The sequence below is a fragment of the Candidatus Vicinibacter affinis genome (assembly GCA_016714365.1).
Lineage (GTDB): Bacteria > Bacteroidota > Bacteroidia > Chitinophagales > Saprospiraceae > Vicinibacter > Vicinibacter affinis.
The window spans coordinates 2595789-2612775 of record JADJNH010000005.1 but is presented as its reverse complement, the minus strand read 5'-3'; the positions used below and the strand labels follow the sequence as shown (position 1 = coordinate 2612775).

The 16987-nt window shown below is 36.3% G+C and carries 14 protein-coding genes; 9 read left to right on the top strand and 5 right to left on the bottom strand.

What is annotated here, in order from left to right; genetic code table 11:
- The first annotated feature begins 45 nt into the window (after window positions 1-45).
- From folE to IPJ53_10405, 4 genes are read left to right on the top strand one after another with little or no spacing between them, the layout of a single operon-like run.
- Entirely contained in the window at window positions 46-624 is a 579-nt protein-coding gene (folE, locus tag IPJ53_10420; protein MBK7799519.1) for a GTP cyclohydrolase I FolE, read from the top strand.
- Window positions 624-1511, top strand: coding sequence for an ACP S-malonyltransferase (gene fabD, locus IPJ53_10415; GenBank protein ID MBK7799518.1), 888 nt, complete (start codon window positions 624-626; stop codon window positions 1509-1511). The genes folE and fabD overlap by 1 nt, the downstream gene beginning before the upstream one ends.
- Window positions 1508-2077, top strand: coding sequence for a YqgE/AlgH family protein (locus IPJ53_10410; protein ID MBK7799517.1), 570 nt, complete (start codon window positions 1508-1510; stop codon window positions 2075-2077). Before fabD ends, IPJ53_10410 begins: the two co-directional genes overlap by 4 nt.
- Window positions 2078-2088: 11 nt before the next feature.
- The gene (locus IPJ53_10405; protein MBK7799516.1) at window positions 2089-3996 is read left to right on the top strand and encodes an ABC-F family ATP-binding cassette domain-containing protein; all 1908 of its coding nucleotides are present in this window, start codon (window positions 2089-2091) and stop codon (window positions 3994-3996) included.
- Window positions 3997-4376: 380 nt separating this feature from the next.
- On the opposite strand, the gene IPJ53_10400 is transcribed toward IPJ53_10405, so the two are convergent.
- From IPJ53_10400 to ribF, 4 genes are all read right to left on the bottom strand, one after another.
- On the bottom strand, window positions 4377-6119 hold the full coding sequence (locus IPJ53_10400) for a hypothetical protein (protein ID MBK7799515.1): 1743 nt from the start codon (window positions 6117-6119) through the stop codon (window positions 4377-4379).
- A 65-nt stretch (window positions 6120-6184) separates the two neighbouring features.
- A complete protein-coding gene (locus IPJ53_10395; protein MBK7799514.1) occupies window positions 6185-6829 on the bottom strand; it encodes a response regulator transcription factor in 645 nt (214 codons plus the stop codon).
- Between the two features lie 105 nt (window positions 6830-6934).
- Window positions 6935-7660, bottom strand: a complete 726-nt coding sequence (locus IPJ53_10390) for an RluA family pseudouridine synthase (GenBank protein MBK7799513.1) — start codon at window positions 7658-7660, stop codon at window positions 6935-6937.
- A 1-nt stretch (window position 7661) separates the two neighbouring features.
- A complete protein-coding gene (gene ribF, locus IPJ53_10385; protein MBK7799512.1) occupies window positions 7662-9671 on the bottom strand; it encodes a riboflavin biosynthesis protein RibF in 2010 nt (669 codons plus the stop codon).
- A gap of 85 nt (window positions 9672-9756) precedes the next feature.
- Here ribF and IPJ53_10380 point away from each other — a divergent pair, with 85 nt between their 5' ends.
- The 3 genes from IPJ53_10380 (at window position 9757) to IPJ53_10370 (ending at window position 12263) form a co-directional block, all read left to right on the top strand.
- The gene (locus IPJ53_10380) at window positions 9757-10851 is read left to right on the top strand and encodes an Mrp/NBP35 family ATP-binding protein (protein ID MBK7799511.1); all 1095 of its coding nucleotides are present in this window, start codon (window positions 9757-9759) and stop codon (window positions 10849-10851) included.
- Between the two features lie 18 nt (window positions 10852-10869).
- Window positions 10870-11679, top strand: a complete 810-nt coding sequence (gene pyrF / locus IPJ53_10375; protein MBK7799510.1) for an orotidine-5'-phosphate decarboxylase — start codon at window positions 10870-10872, stop codon at window positions 11677-11679.
- A gap of 119 nt (window positions 11680-11798) precedes the next feature.
- Window positions 11799-12263, top strand: a complete 465-nt coding sequence (locus IPJ53_10370) for a CAP domain-containing protein (protein MBK7799509.1) — start codon at window positions 11799-11801, stop codon at window positions 12261-12263.
- A 10-nt stretch (window positions 12264-12273) separates the two neighbouring features.
- On the opposite strand, the gene IPJ53_10365 is transcribed toward IPJ53_10370, so the two are convergent.
- Window positions 12274-14391, bottom strand: coding sequence for a VWA domain-containing protein (locus IPJ53_10365; protein MBK7799508.1), 2118 nt, complete (start codon window positions 14389-14391; stop codon window positions 12274-12276).
- A 149-nt stretch (window positions 14392-14540) separates the two neighbouring features.
- On the opposite strand from IPJ53_10365, the gene IPJ53_10360 reads away from it, so the two are divergent.
- Together IPJ53_10360 and IPJ53_10355 are read left to right on the top strand one after the other, a co-directional pair.
- On the top strand, window positions 14541-15800 hold the full coding sequence (locus IPJ53_10360) for an asparagine synthetase B (protein MBK7799507.1): 1260 nt from the start codon (window positions 14541-14543) through the stop codon (window positions 15798-15800).
- Window positions 15801-15823: 23 nt separating this feature from the next.
- The gene (locus tag IPJ53_10355) at window positions 15824-16903 is read left to right on the top strand and encodes a M48 family metallopeptidase (GenBank protein ID MBK7799506.1); all 1080 of its coding nucleotides are present in this window, start codon (window positions 15824-15826) and stop codon (window positions 16901-16903) included.
- Window positions 16904-16987: the final 84 nt, after the last annotated feature.

The following is a 16987-nucleotide window of genomic DNA, read 5'->3' as shown; positions in this document are numbered from 1 at the left end:
AACTAATTCTTTATCAGTTGGTTTCGTAATCTATATTTACACAAAATGAAAGAAAATCAAATATTGAGAAATAAAGAGCTCGTCGGATTTTTCGAGCAAATAATTAGTGGTTTAGGAGAGAATTCTGATCGTGAAGGATTGGCAAAAACCCCTACAAGAGCTGCAAAGGCCATGGAATTCCTTACTCAGGGCTATCGTGACAATCCTGTTGGGATTTTGGAATCAGCCCTTTTTAAGGAAGATTACAGTGAAATGGTGCTGGTAAAGGATATTGAACTGTATTCTCTTTGCGAACATCATTTATTGCCTTTTTTTGGAAAAGCACATATCGCCTATATTCCTAATGGATATATTGTCGGTCTGAGCAAGTTGCCCCGATTGGTAGATGTTTTTTCAAGGAGATTGCAAGTGCAGGAAAGGCTTACACTGGAAATAATGAACGCCATCCAGGATACTTTAAAACCTCATGGAGTCGCCGTAGTGATTGAAGCCAGACACATGTGTATGATGATGAGGGGGGTGCAAAAGCAAAATAGTATGACTACAACCTCGGCATTTACAGGAGTTTTTAAGACCTTTGAGACGAGAAATGAATTTATGAATCTTATTAATAAAAACAGTTGATGCTAAATAAAGCATATATATTTCCTGGACAGGCAAGTCAGTATAGGGGAATGGGGAAAGATCTTTATGAATCTTCTGATGTGGCAAAATCACTTTTTGAGCAGGCAAACGATTTCCTAGGGTTCAGGATTTCAGACATTATGTTTGAAGGGACAGATGATGAACTTAAACAAACGCATATTACTCAACCGTCTGTGTTTATACACTCAATAGTTAAGCTTAAATCAAGCGGGAATATTGATGGTATTAAGGGAATGGCAGGGCATTCTCTTGGTGAATTTTCAGCATTAGTTGCATCGGGGGTTATAAGTTTTGAAGCTGGCTTATCTTTAGTTCGGACCAGAGCACTTGCTATGCAGGAAGCTTGTGATTTGAACCCAGGTTCAATGGCTGCCATAGTAGGTTTGTCTGATGAGCAAATTGAGGAGGTTTGTGCTTCAATAAATGAAGAAATAGTGGTTCCTGCGAACTATAATTGTCCAGGTCAACTAGTTATATCCGGTAGTCTTGCTGGATTGCAGCTTGCAGAGAAGAAACTTATGGAAATTGGGGCTAAAAGGTTTATCCTATTGGCGGTTGGAGGTGCTTTTCATTCACCTCTTATGGAACCTGCGCGGGAAAAACTGGCTGCAGCAATCGACAATACCACATTTTCCGAACCAATATGTGCCATTTACCAAAATGTTGATGCTTGTCCATATTCAGATCCCACTCAACTAAAGAGGAATTTAAATCTTCAGTTAACCTCCCCAGTAAAATGGACTCAAACCATGCAAAACATGATTGCTGATCAAATAAATCACTTTACAGAAGTGGGGGGCAATGGTACTGTTTTATCCGGTTTTTTAAAAAGAATTGACAGAAATATACCTGTTGAAACATTATGAGTGAGGGAACAAATACTCCGATCAAGTCTGGGCAAGTACTCTTGTCAGAACCTTTTATGTTAGATCCCAATTTTAAGCGCTCGGTGGTATTAATCGTAGATCATACCGAAGAGGATGGAACAGTTGGATTTGTTCTAAATAAAGAAACTGATTTTGAGCTTTCGGAGCTTGTCGAGGATATAGAGGACTTTCCCTCCAAGGTATTTGCCGGAGGCCCTGTGGCTACCACTACTTTGCATTATCTGCATAATGTTGGGGACATGTTGGAAGAATCGGTCAAAATTGCAAATGGAATTTATTGGGGTGGGGATTTCACAGCCTTGAAGTTTTTAATTGATCAGAAGCTTATTCTTCCTGAAAATATTAGATTTTTTCTTGGCTACAGTGGTTGGACGGCAGGACAATTATCTACTGAATTAGATGAACGTTCTTGGATTATTTCAGAAATGGATCCTAATTACTTGTTTAATAACAAGATAGATGAACTATGGAAAAGTATGCTCAAGGACAAAGGGGAGCATTTTGAAGCCATCAGCCAAATTGATGGGGATTATATTTTTAACTAACAATTATTGCTTTGATCAGAATTCAAAACTTAACACTCAGATTTGGGGAGAGGGCCCTTTTTGATAAAATCTCTTTTACAATTACAGAAGGGGAGAAGTTAGCTGTAACCGGGCGTAACGGAAGTGGTAAATCAACCCTGATTAAAGTTTTGTCAGGCGTTATATCACCTGATGAGGGTTTTATCGAAAAACCTAAAAAACTCACTGTTGGGTATCTTCGTCAGGAGTTACCAGAGGATGAAGGCCGGAGTGTTAAAGATGAAGTTCTGGCATCAATGGAAGAAATAGAAAGTCTTAAAACTACTCTTCAAGAATGTGAGGATTTACTTCATAAACCTGATTTGGATCATGATGTAATGATCAGAGCTGTAGAGACGATGTCTGAAGTTCAGCATCGACTGGAATACCTAAATGCGGATAAATTGGATGGAGAAATTGAAAAAATCCTTACCGGTTTGGGATTTAAGCCAACTGATTTAGTTAGACCGACCAGAGAATTTAGCGGTGGCTGGAGGATGAGGGTGGAGCTTGCAAAGTTATTATTAGCCAAACCGGATTTAATGTTGCTGGATGAACCTAATAATCATTTGGATATTTTATCCATTCAATGGCTCGAGAAATATCTTATTGCCTATGAAGGGAGTGTTTTGTTGATTTCGCATGACTTGATGTTTGTGAATAACATAGCTAAGCGCATCATAGAAGTAGATAGAGGTAGAATTTATGATTACGTTGGTACATATTCTGATTTTATAAACTATAAAAAGGAGCGACGGGAGGTTGAATTAAATGAATACAAATCCCAGCAAAAGCTTATTCAACATAAAGAACAGCTAATAGATAAATTCAGAGCCAAAGCAAATAAAGCAAGTTTTGCCAAATCCTTGCAATCTGAATTAGCCCGAATGGATGTCATAGATGAGCCGGATGATGAACAAGGTTCAATAAGATTGCGATTCCAACCTTCTCATCCTGGAGGGAGAATTGTGGTGGAAGCTCATCATCTTTCTAAGTCCTATGGTCCATTGGAAGTATTAAAGGATCTTGATTTTGTCTTGGAGCGTGGGCAAAAGTTGTCGTTTATTGGTCAAAATGGTCAAGGAAAAAGTACGATGGTGAAATTGCTCAGCAAAGCAATAGAGCCCACTCATGGACATTTGAAATATGGGCATGAAATTAAAATTGGATATTTTGCTCAAGAACATGGTGAGATTTTGAATCCGGATTTAACCATAATGGAAACGGTAGAATATGCCGCACTTCCACAAATTCGTCCAATGATCAGAAAAATTCTTGGTGGATTGGGATTTAGTGGAGAGGATGTGGATAAGCGTATAAAAGTATTGAGTGGTGGTGAAAAATCAAGGGTAAGATTGGCTGTATTGTTAGTTCAGGAGCACAATTTCCTTATACTCGATGAACCTACTCATCACCTGGATATTCCCTCAAAGGAATCTCTAAAAGAGGCAATCAAACAATACAAAGGAACTGTCGTTATTGTGTCTCATGATAGAGAGTTTTTAAGAGATCTTGCCGAACGTACTTGTTTTTTCTCAAATAAAACTATTCGTTTTTTTGAAGGAGACATTGATTATTTTTTAGAAAAAATTGAGGCAACTGATCTTGAAAATACTTTTGCTAAGCAGCAAATTGCAGTACCTATTGAGCAAAATTTAAGTCAGAAAAGCGAATCTCTTAATACTGAAGAAAAGAAAAAGCTTGTTAAGAGAATTCAAGTCCTGGAAAAAGACATAGAATCTCGTGAGAAAAAGAAAAAAGATTTTGAATTAAAAATGGCTGACCCAGATTTTTATAAAGCTCCTGACAGCCAGAAATTACTATCAGAATATAATAGTTTAAAATCAGATATTGAATTAAAAACGATTGAATGGGAACAACTCATTGAGTTGGCAGGATAAAATAAAAAAGGCCATTTCTTCTCAGAAATGGCCTTTTTAGAATGGCTTTGGGGATAAACCTAAATCAAATATATTCTATCACGACTTTTTAACCTTTAAAACCAAGAAGGACTATCAGTACTTTATTTCTATAGCTGCAGAAGCAGTAGATAGAACGATCTCATTGATATTTACCAAAGAATTAATCCCGTATTAGCTAACCAAAACTAATTAATGCCATACTGATAGTCCTTTTCCTGGATCCCATTTTCAATATTCAAATCAAGCATCGTAACTATTAACTTTTTAATCGTTATCGACAGTACAAAGATTGGCTATAATAATTACTTGGAAATCAATGAAAACCCCGATTTTTAAAAATCAGGGTAAACCCTGAGTTTTTAACTTTTGACGGGAACTTGGATGAGCGTGGAGGTACCTTCATTTGGTCTGGATTTAATAGAAAGTTCTCCTTTAAGATATTTAATTCTTGATTTAATATTCTCCAAACCCATACCCTTGTTGATAGCTTCCGGCTGGTAACCTATGCCATCATCCTCTACAATGATTTCAAGATCAGGTTCCTTCAAACTGAGTTGGACAAGAATTTCTTTTCCCTTGGAGTGTTTAATGGAGTTGTTGAGCAATTCTTGAACTATTCTATAGACTTGTAGTGCCCTTGAGGATTCGATGATCTTCTCATTGCCATCAAAACCGTAAGCTTGAAAAATTATTTCGGGACCCTTTTCACGATTGTAACGATTCAGCATATCTTTTATGGCTTCAATCAAACCAAGATCCTCCAGTGCGCCTGGCTTTAAGTCATGAGAAATATTTCTTACCTCCACACATGCCACATCAATCAAATCATGTACTTTGTTAAAATCCGGACTGCTTAGAGCTACCTTATTATCTGATTGTAGTTTGTCAAATCTGAGTTTAATCGTGGATAGTAAGCCTCCCAGACTGTCGTGTAGGTCTTTGGCGATCCTTTCACGTTCCTCCTCCTGGCCAGCTATCATTGATTTCATCGTTTGAAGAGTCAGGTTGTTTTCCAGTTCTGTAATTTTCTGTTGATTGATTTGTTCATTTTGACTGTGGATGATCTCATTTGCCGATAATTTTTGTTGATAAAACAAAATGATGATGAATCCCGCTAAAAGGATAGATGCTATGCTGAATAACAAACCATATAAGGTGAAATTAGATCTTCTGTTTTTGAGTTCGAATAAACGTTGATTTTGAGCAAGGTCGATTCTGTCCTCACGAATTTCTTTTTGTTCATACCGATCAATTGATCGGTTAAGAATTTCATTGCGTTCAATGTGGTGTAGACTGTCATTAGTTTCAATATATTTAAGTAATGCCAGGCTTGCTTCCTGATGTTTTTCCTGATTTCTCAGACAGTCAAATATTTTGCTGTTCAAAGCTTTGTGGTCAGCAAGAAAGCCAATAGCTTCAGCAATTTCAGCAGCTTTTTGGTAGGCTATACATCCTTGTACCGGATTGCCATTTAAAGAATAAAAATCTCCCAAAAATGAATAACAATTGGAAAGCATTTCATTCATTCCATTAGTCTTGGCATATTTTAAAACTTCAAAAAGTTTTGGTTTAGCCAGTGGGTTGTTAAGACCTAACCGTATAAGGGCATCCAAAAGCATATTTTCATTGAAACAAAGTGGGTTGTTTTTGGATGGTTTCTCAGCTTCCGCCTGGCCAAGAAAGTATGCAGCCATTTCATTATTGCCCATTTTATAATAAACAAGAGTCATAAAATTATAGGTTCTCACCAAGTCAAGAATTCGATTGTTCTGACGAAAAAAAACATGACAATATTCAAGATTGACGATTGATTTAGGGTACCATCCGAGGATATAATAGACTTTTGAAAGTAAAAAACGATATTGGTGGACCTTGTTCAAATCATTTAAATCAAGGTATTTTTCTATTAACCGAATGGTAGGAATAATGATCTCATCAAATTTATGCTCCTTTATCAAAGAATCGACTTTGAATGCCAGGCTATCCAAATAAGGGCTGGATTGCTGATTTGCCTCAGTATTGCTAAATAAAAAATCCAAGTCTTGTCCGGACAAATTAGCCAGACTGCTCAGGATTATAAATATAATCAGATAGTTTTTCACGGGTAAACGCAAAGTTAACTGATTGTAAAAGAATTAAAATCAGGGTTTTCCTTGATTTTTTAGAGTCAGATGAGTTTTAATTCATACGCAGCTCTGACCAGCCCGGCGGTATTCTTTACATTCAATTTAGAAATTAGATTGCTTCTGTGGGATTCAACAGTCTTCAAACTAATAAAAAGCGAATTCGCAATATCCTGAGTGGTGTACTCTTTTACTATGAGCGCAAGGACTTCCTTTTCTCTTCGAGAGATTTTAGGAATTAGCAACCTGCTTGATTTTTTTGCAGGATTGTTTTTTAATAATCCTGACATGATGGTTTCAGTGACTTCTGAGCTGAAATATGTTTCTCCAGTGGCAACTGTTTCTATTGCTTTTAGCAATTCTGCTCGTCCGGTGTTCTTAAGTATATATCCAAGGGCACCATTTTTAAGGATTTCGGTAACAAAACTCTTTTCATTGTACATGGATAAAGCCAGGACCTTAACCTTGGGGAATTCTTTTTGAATTTTAGAGGTTACTTCGATTCCACTCATCACAGGTAGGTTAATATCCAACAGAAGAACATCAATCCGATCTCCTGCCAACATTTGAAAAACGGCACTTCCGTCAAAGCACTTATCAACTAAATGGATGTTTGCTTCACTTTGTAAAATGGATTCAATTCCATCAACAAACATAGCATGATCATCAGCAATTGCAACTCTTATCATGAATATTTCTCTTTTTTGTAAGGGAGTGTAGAGAGTGGATAAGAAACAGGATTGAAATGCAAGTTTACATAAATTATATTAATTTATATACGAAAATGTGAAAGTTTATTTTAAACTTCTCCATTTATCTAACTGATGGATAACTGCCCTAAAATCTTTTGGCGGTTCCGCTTGAAAACTCATGGTCTTATCATGCAACATAAAACTTAAGGAATAAGCATGCAAGGCTGTACGATTAATAAGTGGTCTGAATTCTTCTTCTTCCTTTGATAATTTACTTTTCACCTTGATGTCTTTAATTGTTAGCTGATCTCTGATCCCATATAATTTGTCAGCTACAATGGGGCAGCCCATATATGCAAGATGAACCCTGATTTGATGAGTTCTACCGGTTTGGGGTTTTAATTCCAGCAAACAAAACTGCTTCCAAGCCTTCAGAAGTCGGTATTTTGTAACGGATGGTTTTCCTTTTGGGTGATTGACCATTCTGCCATCACCGCCAGCCGAATGTGCGATGGCTGCATTTATAAGCCCTTCATTTTCCGGAGGAGTTGATTCGGCTATGGCCAGGTATGTTTTGACTACCTCTCGGCTTTCAAAGCTCATGCTCAATTCCTTATGGGATTCTGCATTTCGACCAAAACAAATTAACCCGCTGGTCTCTCGATCCAATCGATGTACAATAAACAATGGATCATATTGTAGTTTAAGCAATTGAAACAGATTCTCTTTTGATTGATCATACCTATCCGGAATACTCAAAAGTCCGGATGGTTTATTGACGATCAATATCTGTTCATCCTGATAAATAATATCAATTAAAGTTTTCAAATTAATCAAGGTATTGGGATCCTATATCAGATGTTTTCTTATTGCCAAAGAGGTAATAGTGCAAAAACAAAGAACCTCTAAGCAAACCTGCAAATTGAGTAGGGCCAATCTTTGCTTTTTCTATCATAGAGTTGTAGTGATCCTTTTTGTGCATAAGGTACAAGGTGGACAATATTGAAATAACATACGCTTCAATTACTTTAAAAAAAAGAATGAACTGTCCTGAAAGCAAATACTTAATGCTTATTAAAAAATCTATCATCAACCTAAATGGAAGCAGAATAAAAAGGAAGATGTAAGGAACGTTTTTAAATATAGTTGAAAGATTATTTCTGAAATTTAAAAAGATTTTTCGTGGGTTGGTATATTCCAATGTACCTCCACCAAGGTGGTAAATTCTGGATTTAGGTTCATACCAAATATTGCCACCTGCACGCTGAATCCTCCAACATAAATCAATTTCCTCTTGATGGGCAAAATAATCTCCATCAAACCCACCAAGTGCTTTAAACATTTTTGCATTGACCATCATAGCAGCTCCACTGGACCAGAAAATTTTTTTCGCACTCTCATATTGAGATTCATCTTTTTCCACTAGACTTAACATTCTCCCTCTTGAAAAAGTATAACCGAGTAAATCGATTAAACCTCCCGCAGCACCGGCATATTCAAAACTACCGGGATCTGATACAGAAAGAATTTTAGGCTGGCAAGCCATGTTGTTTGGATCAGCCTTCATCCGAGATAAAAGGGGGCCTATCCATTCTTCATTTACTTTTACATCTGAATTGACTAAAATGAAATAATCTGATTCAATCTGCGCCAAACCTTTGTTATAACCTTCCGCATATCCGTAATTCTTCTTGAGAATAATTCTTTTGACCTCCGGATAATTGTGTTGCAAAAAAAGTACACTGTCATCTGAAGATGCATTGTCGATTACATAAAGCTTTGCATAATTTGGTAGGTGTTTGAATAAATCTGGAAGATATTCTCTTAGGTACTTTTCACCGTTGTAGTTCAATACAACAACTGCAACTTTAGGACTCCTTTTTAATCCGGCCTCTGTCAAATGATAGCGGAATAAAATATCGGTAATCTTTCGATCATCATCCTTAATTTGGTCAGTAAGTTGATCTAAATTTTCAAATTTTCTATCGGGTCTGATGAATTCGACTACTTCAACTAATATTTGCTGCCCATAAAGATCTCCATGAAAATTTTTAAGATGAATTTCAATGGATTGTTGAAGCTGTTCGCCAATGGTTGGCCTTGAACCTATATAAAGTAGGGCATCATAACTTATGTTATTTATTTGGGCAATGGCAGCATAAATTCCTGAATTGGGAATTAGTTTTACTTTTTCAGGTAGCTCAAGATTTGCAGTAGGATAGCCTATCTGAGTTCCTAGATGTTGACCTTGGACCACCTTACCCATAACCATGTAAGGGCGCCCTAAAAGTCTGGTTGCCTTTGCAAAATCATTTAATTGAATTGCTTCCCGGATTTGTGTTGAACTTATCTTGATTTGTTCATCTTCTTTTTTGGCAATTTCAATGAGTTTGAAAGAATGATTGTCAGCATAAGAATGCATGAGTTGAATGTCTCCTAAACTATTCATGCCAAATCTATGATCAAATCCTATGATCAATGTATGAGGAGAAAATTGCTTGATCAGAAAATCTTCAATGTACTCTTCAGCAACCATTTGTGAAAAGCCAAAAGTAAATGGAACTATTACCAAATAATCTAAATTCGTTTCTCCCAGAAGAAAAACTTTCTCCTCCAAACTATTTAGCAAATAAAGATTGGCGGGATCTTGATCCAAAATTTGTCTTGGGTGGGGGTCAAAAGTTATCAAAACAGATTCTCCTCCTACCAGTTTTGCTTGTGCACAAACTTGATCAACAATGTCACGATGACCTTCGTGAAATCCATCAAATGCGCCTATTGTAACAACGGCATTCGTAAATTTAGGTAAAGGGTCTCGTTGAAGATAGATGACTTTCATGGCTCAGCCACAAAATTAATAAAAATTGCCTGCTACAATGTATTTCACTACCCTCAATGTACTTTTGTGAATTATTTAACAAATTATGAACTCATTGATAGAAAACTTAATAGAGGCAATGAAAACCATTGTCGAGCCGATATCGGGAAAGGACATTATTTCCCTGAAAATGATCAGAGAACTTAGGGTGGAGGGGCAGAATATTTATTTTAACATTGTATTGCCAGGTAAAAACTATGCTTCTAAGGAAGATCTCTATCAACTTATTTACCAGGATTTAAGCAGCAAATTCATGGATTACCAAATTCATGCTCATTTTGTTACTCAATCACCTTTTAGCGACACTCCAAATTCTTTATTGCCCCAAATCAATAATTTTATTGCGGTTTGTTCCGGGAAAGGTGGTGTTGGAAAGTCCACCGTATCCGTAAATCTTGCTTTAGCCCTTCACCGTTTGGGATTTAAAACTGGTCTGCTTGATGCAGATCTTTACGGACCGTCTTTACCTACCATGCTTGGAATTAAAAATCAAAAACCCCAGGTAACGGATGTGGATGGGAAAAAACTTTTGGTGCCAATCATGGTCAATGGAATTCCGGTTATTTCCCTGGGAAATATAATTGAACCCGAACAGGCAGTTGTTCTTAGAGGCCCACGGCTGGCAGCAATCATCAAGCAATTCTTTCAAGAAACTTATTGGCCGGATCTGGATTATTTGATTATTGATTTACCTCCTGGCACTGGAGATGTACAACTAACACTGGTCCAAACCATCCCCCTTACCGGAGTGGTGATGGTCACTACACCACAAGAAGTTGCAGTTATTGATGCCATTAAGGCTGCCAATATGTTTACCATGGATCAGATCAAGGTTCCGATACTGGGAGTTGTCGAAAACATGTCCTGGTTTGTGCCGGAAGATGATAAGAGCAAAAAATATTATATTTTCGGAAAGAATGGTGGCACTAGATTGGCCAATTTTACCCACTCTTTATTATTGGGTCAAATCCCAATTGTTGAGACTCTCAGGGAGCGTTCGGATTCCGGGAATGTGTTTGATGCAAATAGCAATGATGAGTATATGAATATCTACCTGGATATTGCTGAAAAGATGGATAAAAAAGTTCAATTGCGCAATCTGGTGTTGTCTCCAACCAGAAGAGTCGAACAAAATGGATAAAAGTCAAAAGGGCTATTTATGTTTAAAGATACTTCGTTTCTGACTTCACAAATTCGATTTAAAAAATCTTTTCTTTGTATCGGTTTGGATCCCGATTTGGAGAAAATGCCATCAAATTTTCGTTCTTTGAATCAGCCATTTTTTGAATTCTGTAGTGAAGTTGTAAGGAATACTTCCCATCTGGCTGTAGCATATAAAATTAACATCGCATTTTTTGAGACTTTGGGCCCAGAGGGTTGGATTCAATTGGAAAAATTGGTAAAAATAATCCCTGAGGAATGTTTGATAATCGCCGATGCAAAACGTGCGGATATTGGAAATACATCAAAAAAATATGCGGAATATTTTTTTGAGCGACTTGGAGCAGACGCTGTTACCTTGCATCCATATATGGGTGTTGATTCATTGGAGCCATTTTTTCAATTTAAAGAAAAATGGTCAATCATATTGGCATTAACTTCCAATCCCGGAGCAGCCGATTTCGAACTTGTTCAAACAGATATAGGTGAATATTTTTTTGAGAGGATTTTGAAAGTTTTTGAACATTCTGCTTTTAAAAATAATATAATGTATGTCGTTGGTGCTACAAAAGCTGAATATTTGCTTAAGGTCAGGCAACATTGTCCAAATGCCTTCCTTCTCATTCCGGGAGTAGGGGAGCAGGGTGGTGATTTAAAAGAAGTCATATTAAATGGCAGGAATATTTCTGAGGGATTATTGATCAATGTGGGTAGAAAAATACTTTATCCAAAATCGTTAAATACTTCAATGGCAGACGTTGTAGAAGCAGCTTCAGATTACCAGTCCCAAATGGCTGATTTTTTTTGAGATTGAATAATTGATTTGATTTCATAAATTATAGTTAAATCAACTGATTTTATTTGACATCCAATGCTTGAATCAAATTAATTTAATTTTGATTCGTTATTCCTCATAAATATTTCACCATGTTCTCTTTACTTACTATAGCTTGGACAATTATATCATGCATTGTTTCAAATCCAAACACGCTTCTACCTTATCAAAGTGAAGTTTTAGAATTGGTGAATGAACAACGTTCCAAAGGATGTAAATGCGGTACAGATTCAATGCCACCCCGTCTGCCATTAAGGTGGAATGTTAAAATAGCACAAGCGGCGCTTGAGCATGCAAGATATATGCATCGCAATGCTTTGTTGTCCCATTCCGATGGAAATGGCCAAAGGGCAGATAAGAGATTAAAGAAGGCAGGATATATATGGCAAGTATTTGCAGAAAATGTGGGAGGGGGTTATGATACTCCGCAGGATATTTTTATGGCTTGGAGGGACAGTCCGGCACATTGTAAAAACTTAATGGGGAATTACGAAGAAACAGCTATTGTTAAATTTGGTGATTATTGGGTTCAGAATTTGGCTACTCAAAAATATTAACCAGTATGGATTAATAACTACCCCAATATCTGCGAAAAAACCATTCTAATCCCAACATTAAAAATAACAGAAAAAATATCCACTTGCGGTCAATTAATGGTTTGATGTCCAATGTTTGGAATATGATGGGTTTGCTCTTTTCATCTCGCATTAATAAATCTGCCAAATCATCCATTTGATTTTTTTGATACACGCTGCCACCTGATTTTTCAGCCAAACCTCTGAGTAAATCTGGTCGGGCAACCAGATTGGTGAATTCAAGTTGATTGGACTGAATATTTAAGCGTCCTTCAGAATTTAACTTCAGGTTGTTCCATTGACAATTTCCTATAAATTTGTATTCTCCTTCAGGCAAAGAACCAGCATTCAATTCATAAAAATTTTCCTTTTTTCCAAAGGTGAAATCATAAGTTTTATTATCAGAAGATGTCAATTTTAAAAATACATCCGGTTTATTAATTCTTTCATAATTGTCATTATAAAGTTCTGCATTAAAAATAATTTGATCCGATTCACTAAAGACCCTTTTGTTCAAACTTATTCTAAACTTTCTCCGATCTTCCTTCGTTGAGGTGTATTGCAAGGATTTAGATAATAATTCATGAAAGGAATTAAAATTGTTATTTTGAATATAATCATTGAGCTTCCATTTCCATAAACCTTCTCCACAGATAATCGAAGTTTTGATTCCGCCTCTTTCTCCAAAAACCCATAGAGGATATTTTGTGTCCACTTTTCCTATCCTCTGATACAACATAACATTAGCGGTAGGATCTAACTGATAGTTTCCAAAAGCAGTAATTAGCGGAGGGTATCGGCTTAGACTCAACAGGGTAGCAGGGTCAATTGTAAAGGAATTAAATAATTCAGAATAGATGGCCTGAGATTCGTTGCTGCTCTTGTTACTTGCATTAATTTTGAGTAAATCTTGTTTTTGATTGAATAAAGAAATTTCTGTTTGCTGACCGATAATAAATATTCTTGATACTTTTAATGCATCCAATCTTGAAAGTATACCTGTAAGGTCGTAAGAAAAATTTGGCAGTTGGTGAAAAATGACCAAACTTAACTCTTCCATTTTTTCAATAGGGTCCTTTGGGTACTTTATTTTTACTTCATAATTTTTATTGGATTCTAAAGATTCTTTAATTGCTGAAATGTCTGGATGTGGTGAATGTGCCAGTATTAAAACTTTTTTTCTTGAATCAAGTACTTCCACGTAGAATTCCTTGCTGTTGTTAAGCAAATTCTTCTCTCCATTGATATGACTGCATTGGATTCTATATTTGTAAATGCCAGGTTTTTCTGAGGTGCTTACTAAATTTTTAGTAATGAAGTAATTTGACTTTTCGATTGTTTCGGATTGGTCACTGATAATGATCCAATTATTATTTTCAAGGCGACTAAGTTTAAAACTGTATTTTGAAGGATCACATTGCCATGCTTGAATATCTATTTGAATTGAAAAGTTATCTCCTGAATAAATGATGTCATTGTGATAAACTCGTTGAATGCTTAAGTCTTTTTCCTGTGTAGAGTCACCATGAATGATTCCATAGACAGGCACTAATCCAGTTAGTGGGTGGTACAATGGATTCTTGCCGGTATTGTAGATTCCATCTGAAAACAATACAATGCCTTTTAAATAGAGTGGATCCATTTGTTCTGAAATATAATCCATCGAATTGCCAAGATCAGTAGATAGTTCGCTAAATGCAAATTCTTTTATAGTTCTTGCATTTTTGCCAAATCCAATTTTTTGAATTTCATATTTTTCAGAAATCTTCGACTCAAAGCGGTTTAAATTTTCAGTAAAATCCTTAACCCAAGTGCTGTCTCTATGAATCATTGAACGTGATTGATCAATGGCTAGCGTGATTACCGGTTTTTTAATTTCCTGATTAAATCGTTTAATCATCGGATTCATCAAAAGAACAAATAGCAAAAAGACAACTGATGTTCTTAAAATCGCCAGCATAAATTTATCCCGATCAGGCCTGTCAAAAAACTGACGGGTCTTAAAATAAAGGAGAAAACCGACTCCTATGGCAAGTAAGAGGCCAAAGAAAAGATAATGAATTGGGTATTGAAAACTAATTTGATCCATTTTACGTTGTAGGGAGTGCAAATATCATAATTTGGACTTCTTTTGCTATTATTTTTTTGGTTTATATTAATATACAGACCATCATATAACTAATAGAAATTTAATTTGTTGTTGAACCTATGACAGCTTATTCCATAAAAGACAAACGGTTAAAATGGGCCAAAATTGGAATGACCCTTTTGTTTTTAGTTTTTTTTGTTCCATTGAAGGCTTCTTATATCCTGATTCCCATGGATGTTAAGCAAGTAAATCATCTAAAGGCCTATGGAATAACCTATTGGGTGATCAATCAAAATATTGAAGCATTTTGGTTGTTAAACTATCGTGGAGGGAGCTTTGCATTTGTACATACCAAAACCTTTGAAAAAGAATGCATTACAAGGGGGGTCAGTTATGAAGTGATAGCTGATGCAGAGTATATCCGAATCCGTGAAGAGATCAATAATCCGGAAATCAATCAGGAAGTTATGAAGCTTGAAAAAGCCCCTCGAATTGCTGTCTACACACCGGAATTTAATGAAAAAGGGGAGCGGATTCAACCTTGGGATGATGCGGTAACCCTAGCACTCACTTATGCCGAGATTCCTTTTGATAAGATTTATGACAAAGAGATTGTCAACGGATTGTTGGCAAAATATGACTGGTTGCATTTACACCATGAGGACTTTACAGGACAATACGGTAAGTTTTACGCTAATTTTAACGGACAGCCTTGGTATAAGGAAAATCAGCGGCGGCAGGAAAATTTAGCAAAAGAGCTTGGTTTTGCCAAAGTTTCTCAGTTGAAACTTAATGTTGCAATTCAAATTCAAAAATATATTGCTGGTGGAGGCTTCATGTTTGCAATGTGCTCTGCCACTGATTCCTATGATATTGCCTTGTCTGCTAGTGGATTAGATATTTGTGCCAAGTATTTTGACGGCGATGCTGCTGACTCTGATCCGGATTCAAAACTTGACTTTTCTACAACCTTGGCCTTTAAAAACTTCACTTTAGTTAAAGATCCATTGCAGTATGAATTCTCATCAATCGATAATAATTTCAATCGAAAAGTGATCCCGGAAAACGATTATTTCCAGCTTTTTGATTTTTCAGCCAAATGGGATCCCATTCCTACAATGCTTACTCAAAATCATACCAGAACTGTTAAAGGATTTATGGGTCAAACGACCGCATTTAAGCGTGAATTTGTAAAATCCGATGTTTTGATTCTAGGTGACAATAAAGCAGTTGATGAAGTGCGCTACATACATGGAAAATTTGGATATGGGACATGGACCTTCTATGCCGGACATGATCCAGAGGATTATCAGCATCATGTCGGAGATCCTCCTACTGACTTGAATTTGCATCCAAATTCTCCTGGATACAGGTTAATTTTGAATAATATCCTCTTTCCTGCTGCGAAAAAGAAAGAAAGGAAAACCTGAATAATATAAAAAAATATGAATCCATGTTGTATCAGGCAGTTTATTATTCCGGCATTAAACCAAAAGGTCAACCAGTAAGCTTTAGTATCGAGGACGAAGAGATAAAAATCCTTGATGAAGAGGGTGAGATTCTCTCGCTTTGGAACAAAGAATTATTAAGTAGACAAAATTATAAGACGAATCATTTATTAATTAAATGGGGGACTCGTGATCCTTTCGAATATCTGGAGGTAAGGGAAGAGTTGGCTTTAGAAGCTCTAAATGAAGCTTTCCCTCAAAAGAATTTTTTTAAGAATCCTGGTTTTAGTTGGGGGGGCTTTTATTCTATTTTGGGGTTGGTAGTTCTATCAACTTTGGTTTTACTTTTTTACACCTATTTTTTTGGTTTGCCAAGGTTAACTCAATGGGCCTCAGAAAAAGTCCCAATTGAATGGGAATTAAAAATTGGGCAATCAGGTATAGATCAATACAGCAATTCTCCTTCACTGGACACCTTGAAAACCCAATATTTAAATGAATTTTATCAGCTTCTTAATCATCAATCTGCCTATCATTTTAATTTCTCCTTTTTAAAGGACTCCACCGTAAACGCTTTTGCCTTGCCCGGAGGGTTTATTGTTGTAAATAAAGGTATCTTAGATAAAATGACAAATTATCGCCAGTTGGTTGGATTGATGGGGCACGAAATTGCACATGTGGAAGAGCGGCATACTCTCAAAACGATGTTCAAGTCTTTAGGTGCTTATATGATAATTCAACTGGCTTTAGGTCATTTGGGAGCAATAAGTGGGGTGGTAGTAGAAAACTTATCATCTATTCAAAATCTTAGTTATTCCAGAGAATTTGAATTATCAGCTGATAAAGCAGCCTTCCATTTGATGAAAAATCTGAATATTTCTCCCAGTGGGATCGTGGACTTGTTTGGAATCTTAGCATTGGAAGAAGCAAATAATAAAAGCTCACTACCTGAATTTATGAGTACACATCCTCTCACAGAAGAACGTTCGAAGAGAATTAAAGCGCTTATTAAAGAGAATCCCTTATCTGGATCTGAGGTGGAATACCCACAGCTCCAAGAAATTTTTGAGAAACTCAAAATTTAGGGAGGTTCTTAGGTATGAATTTGATTTACAATAAATTATTACTTTTGTGCGCTCTAGAAGATGTAACCTTCAAGTATTTGTTTG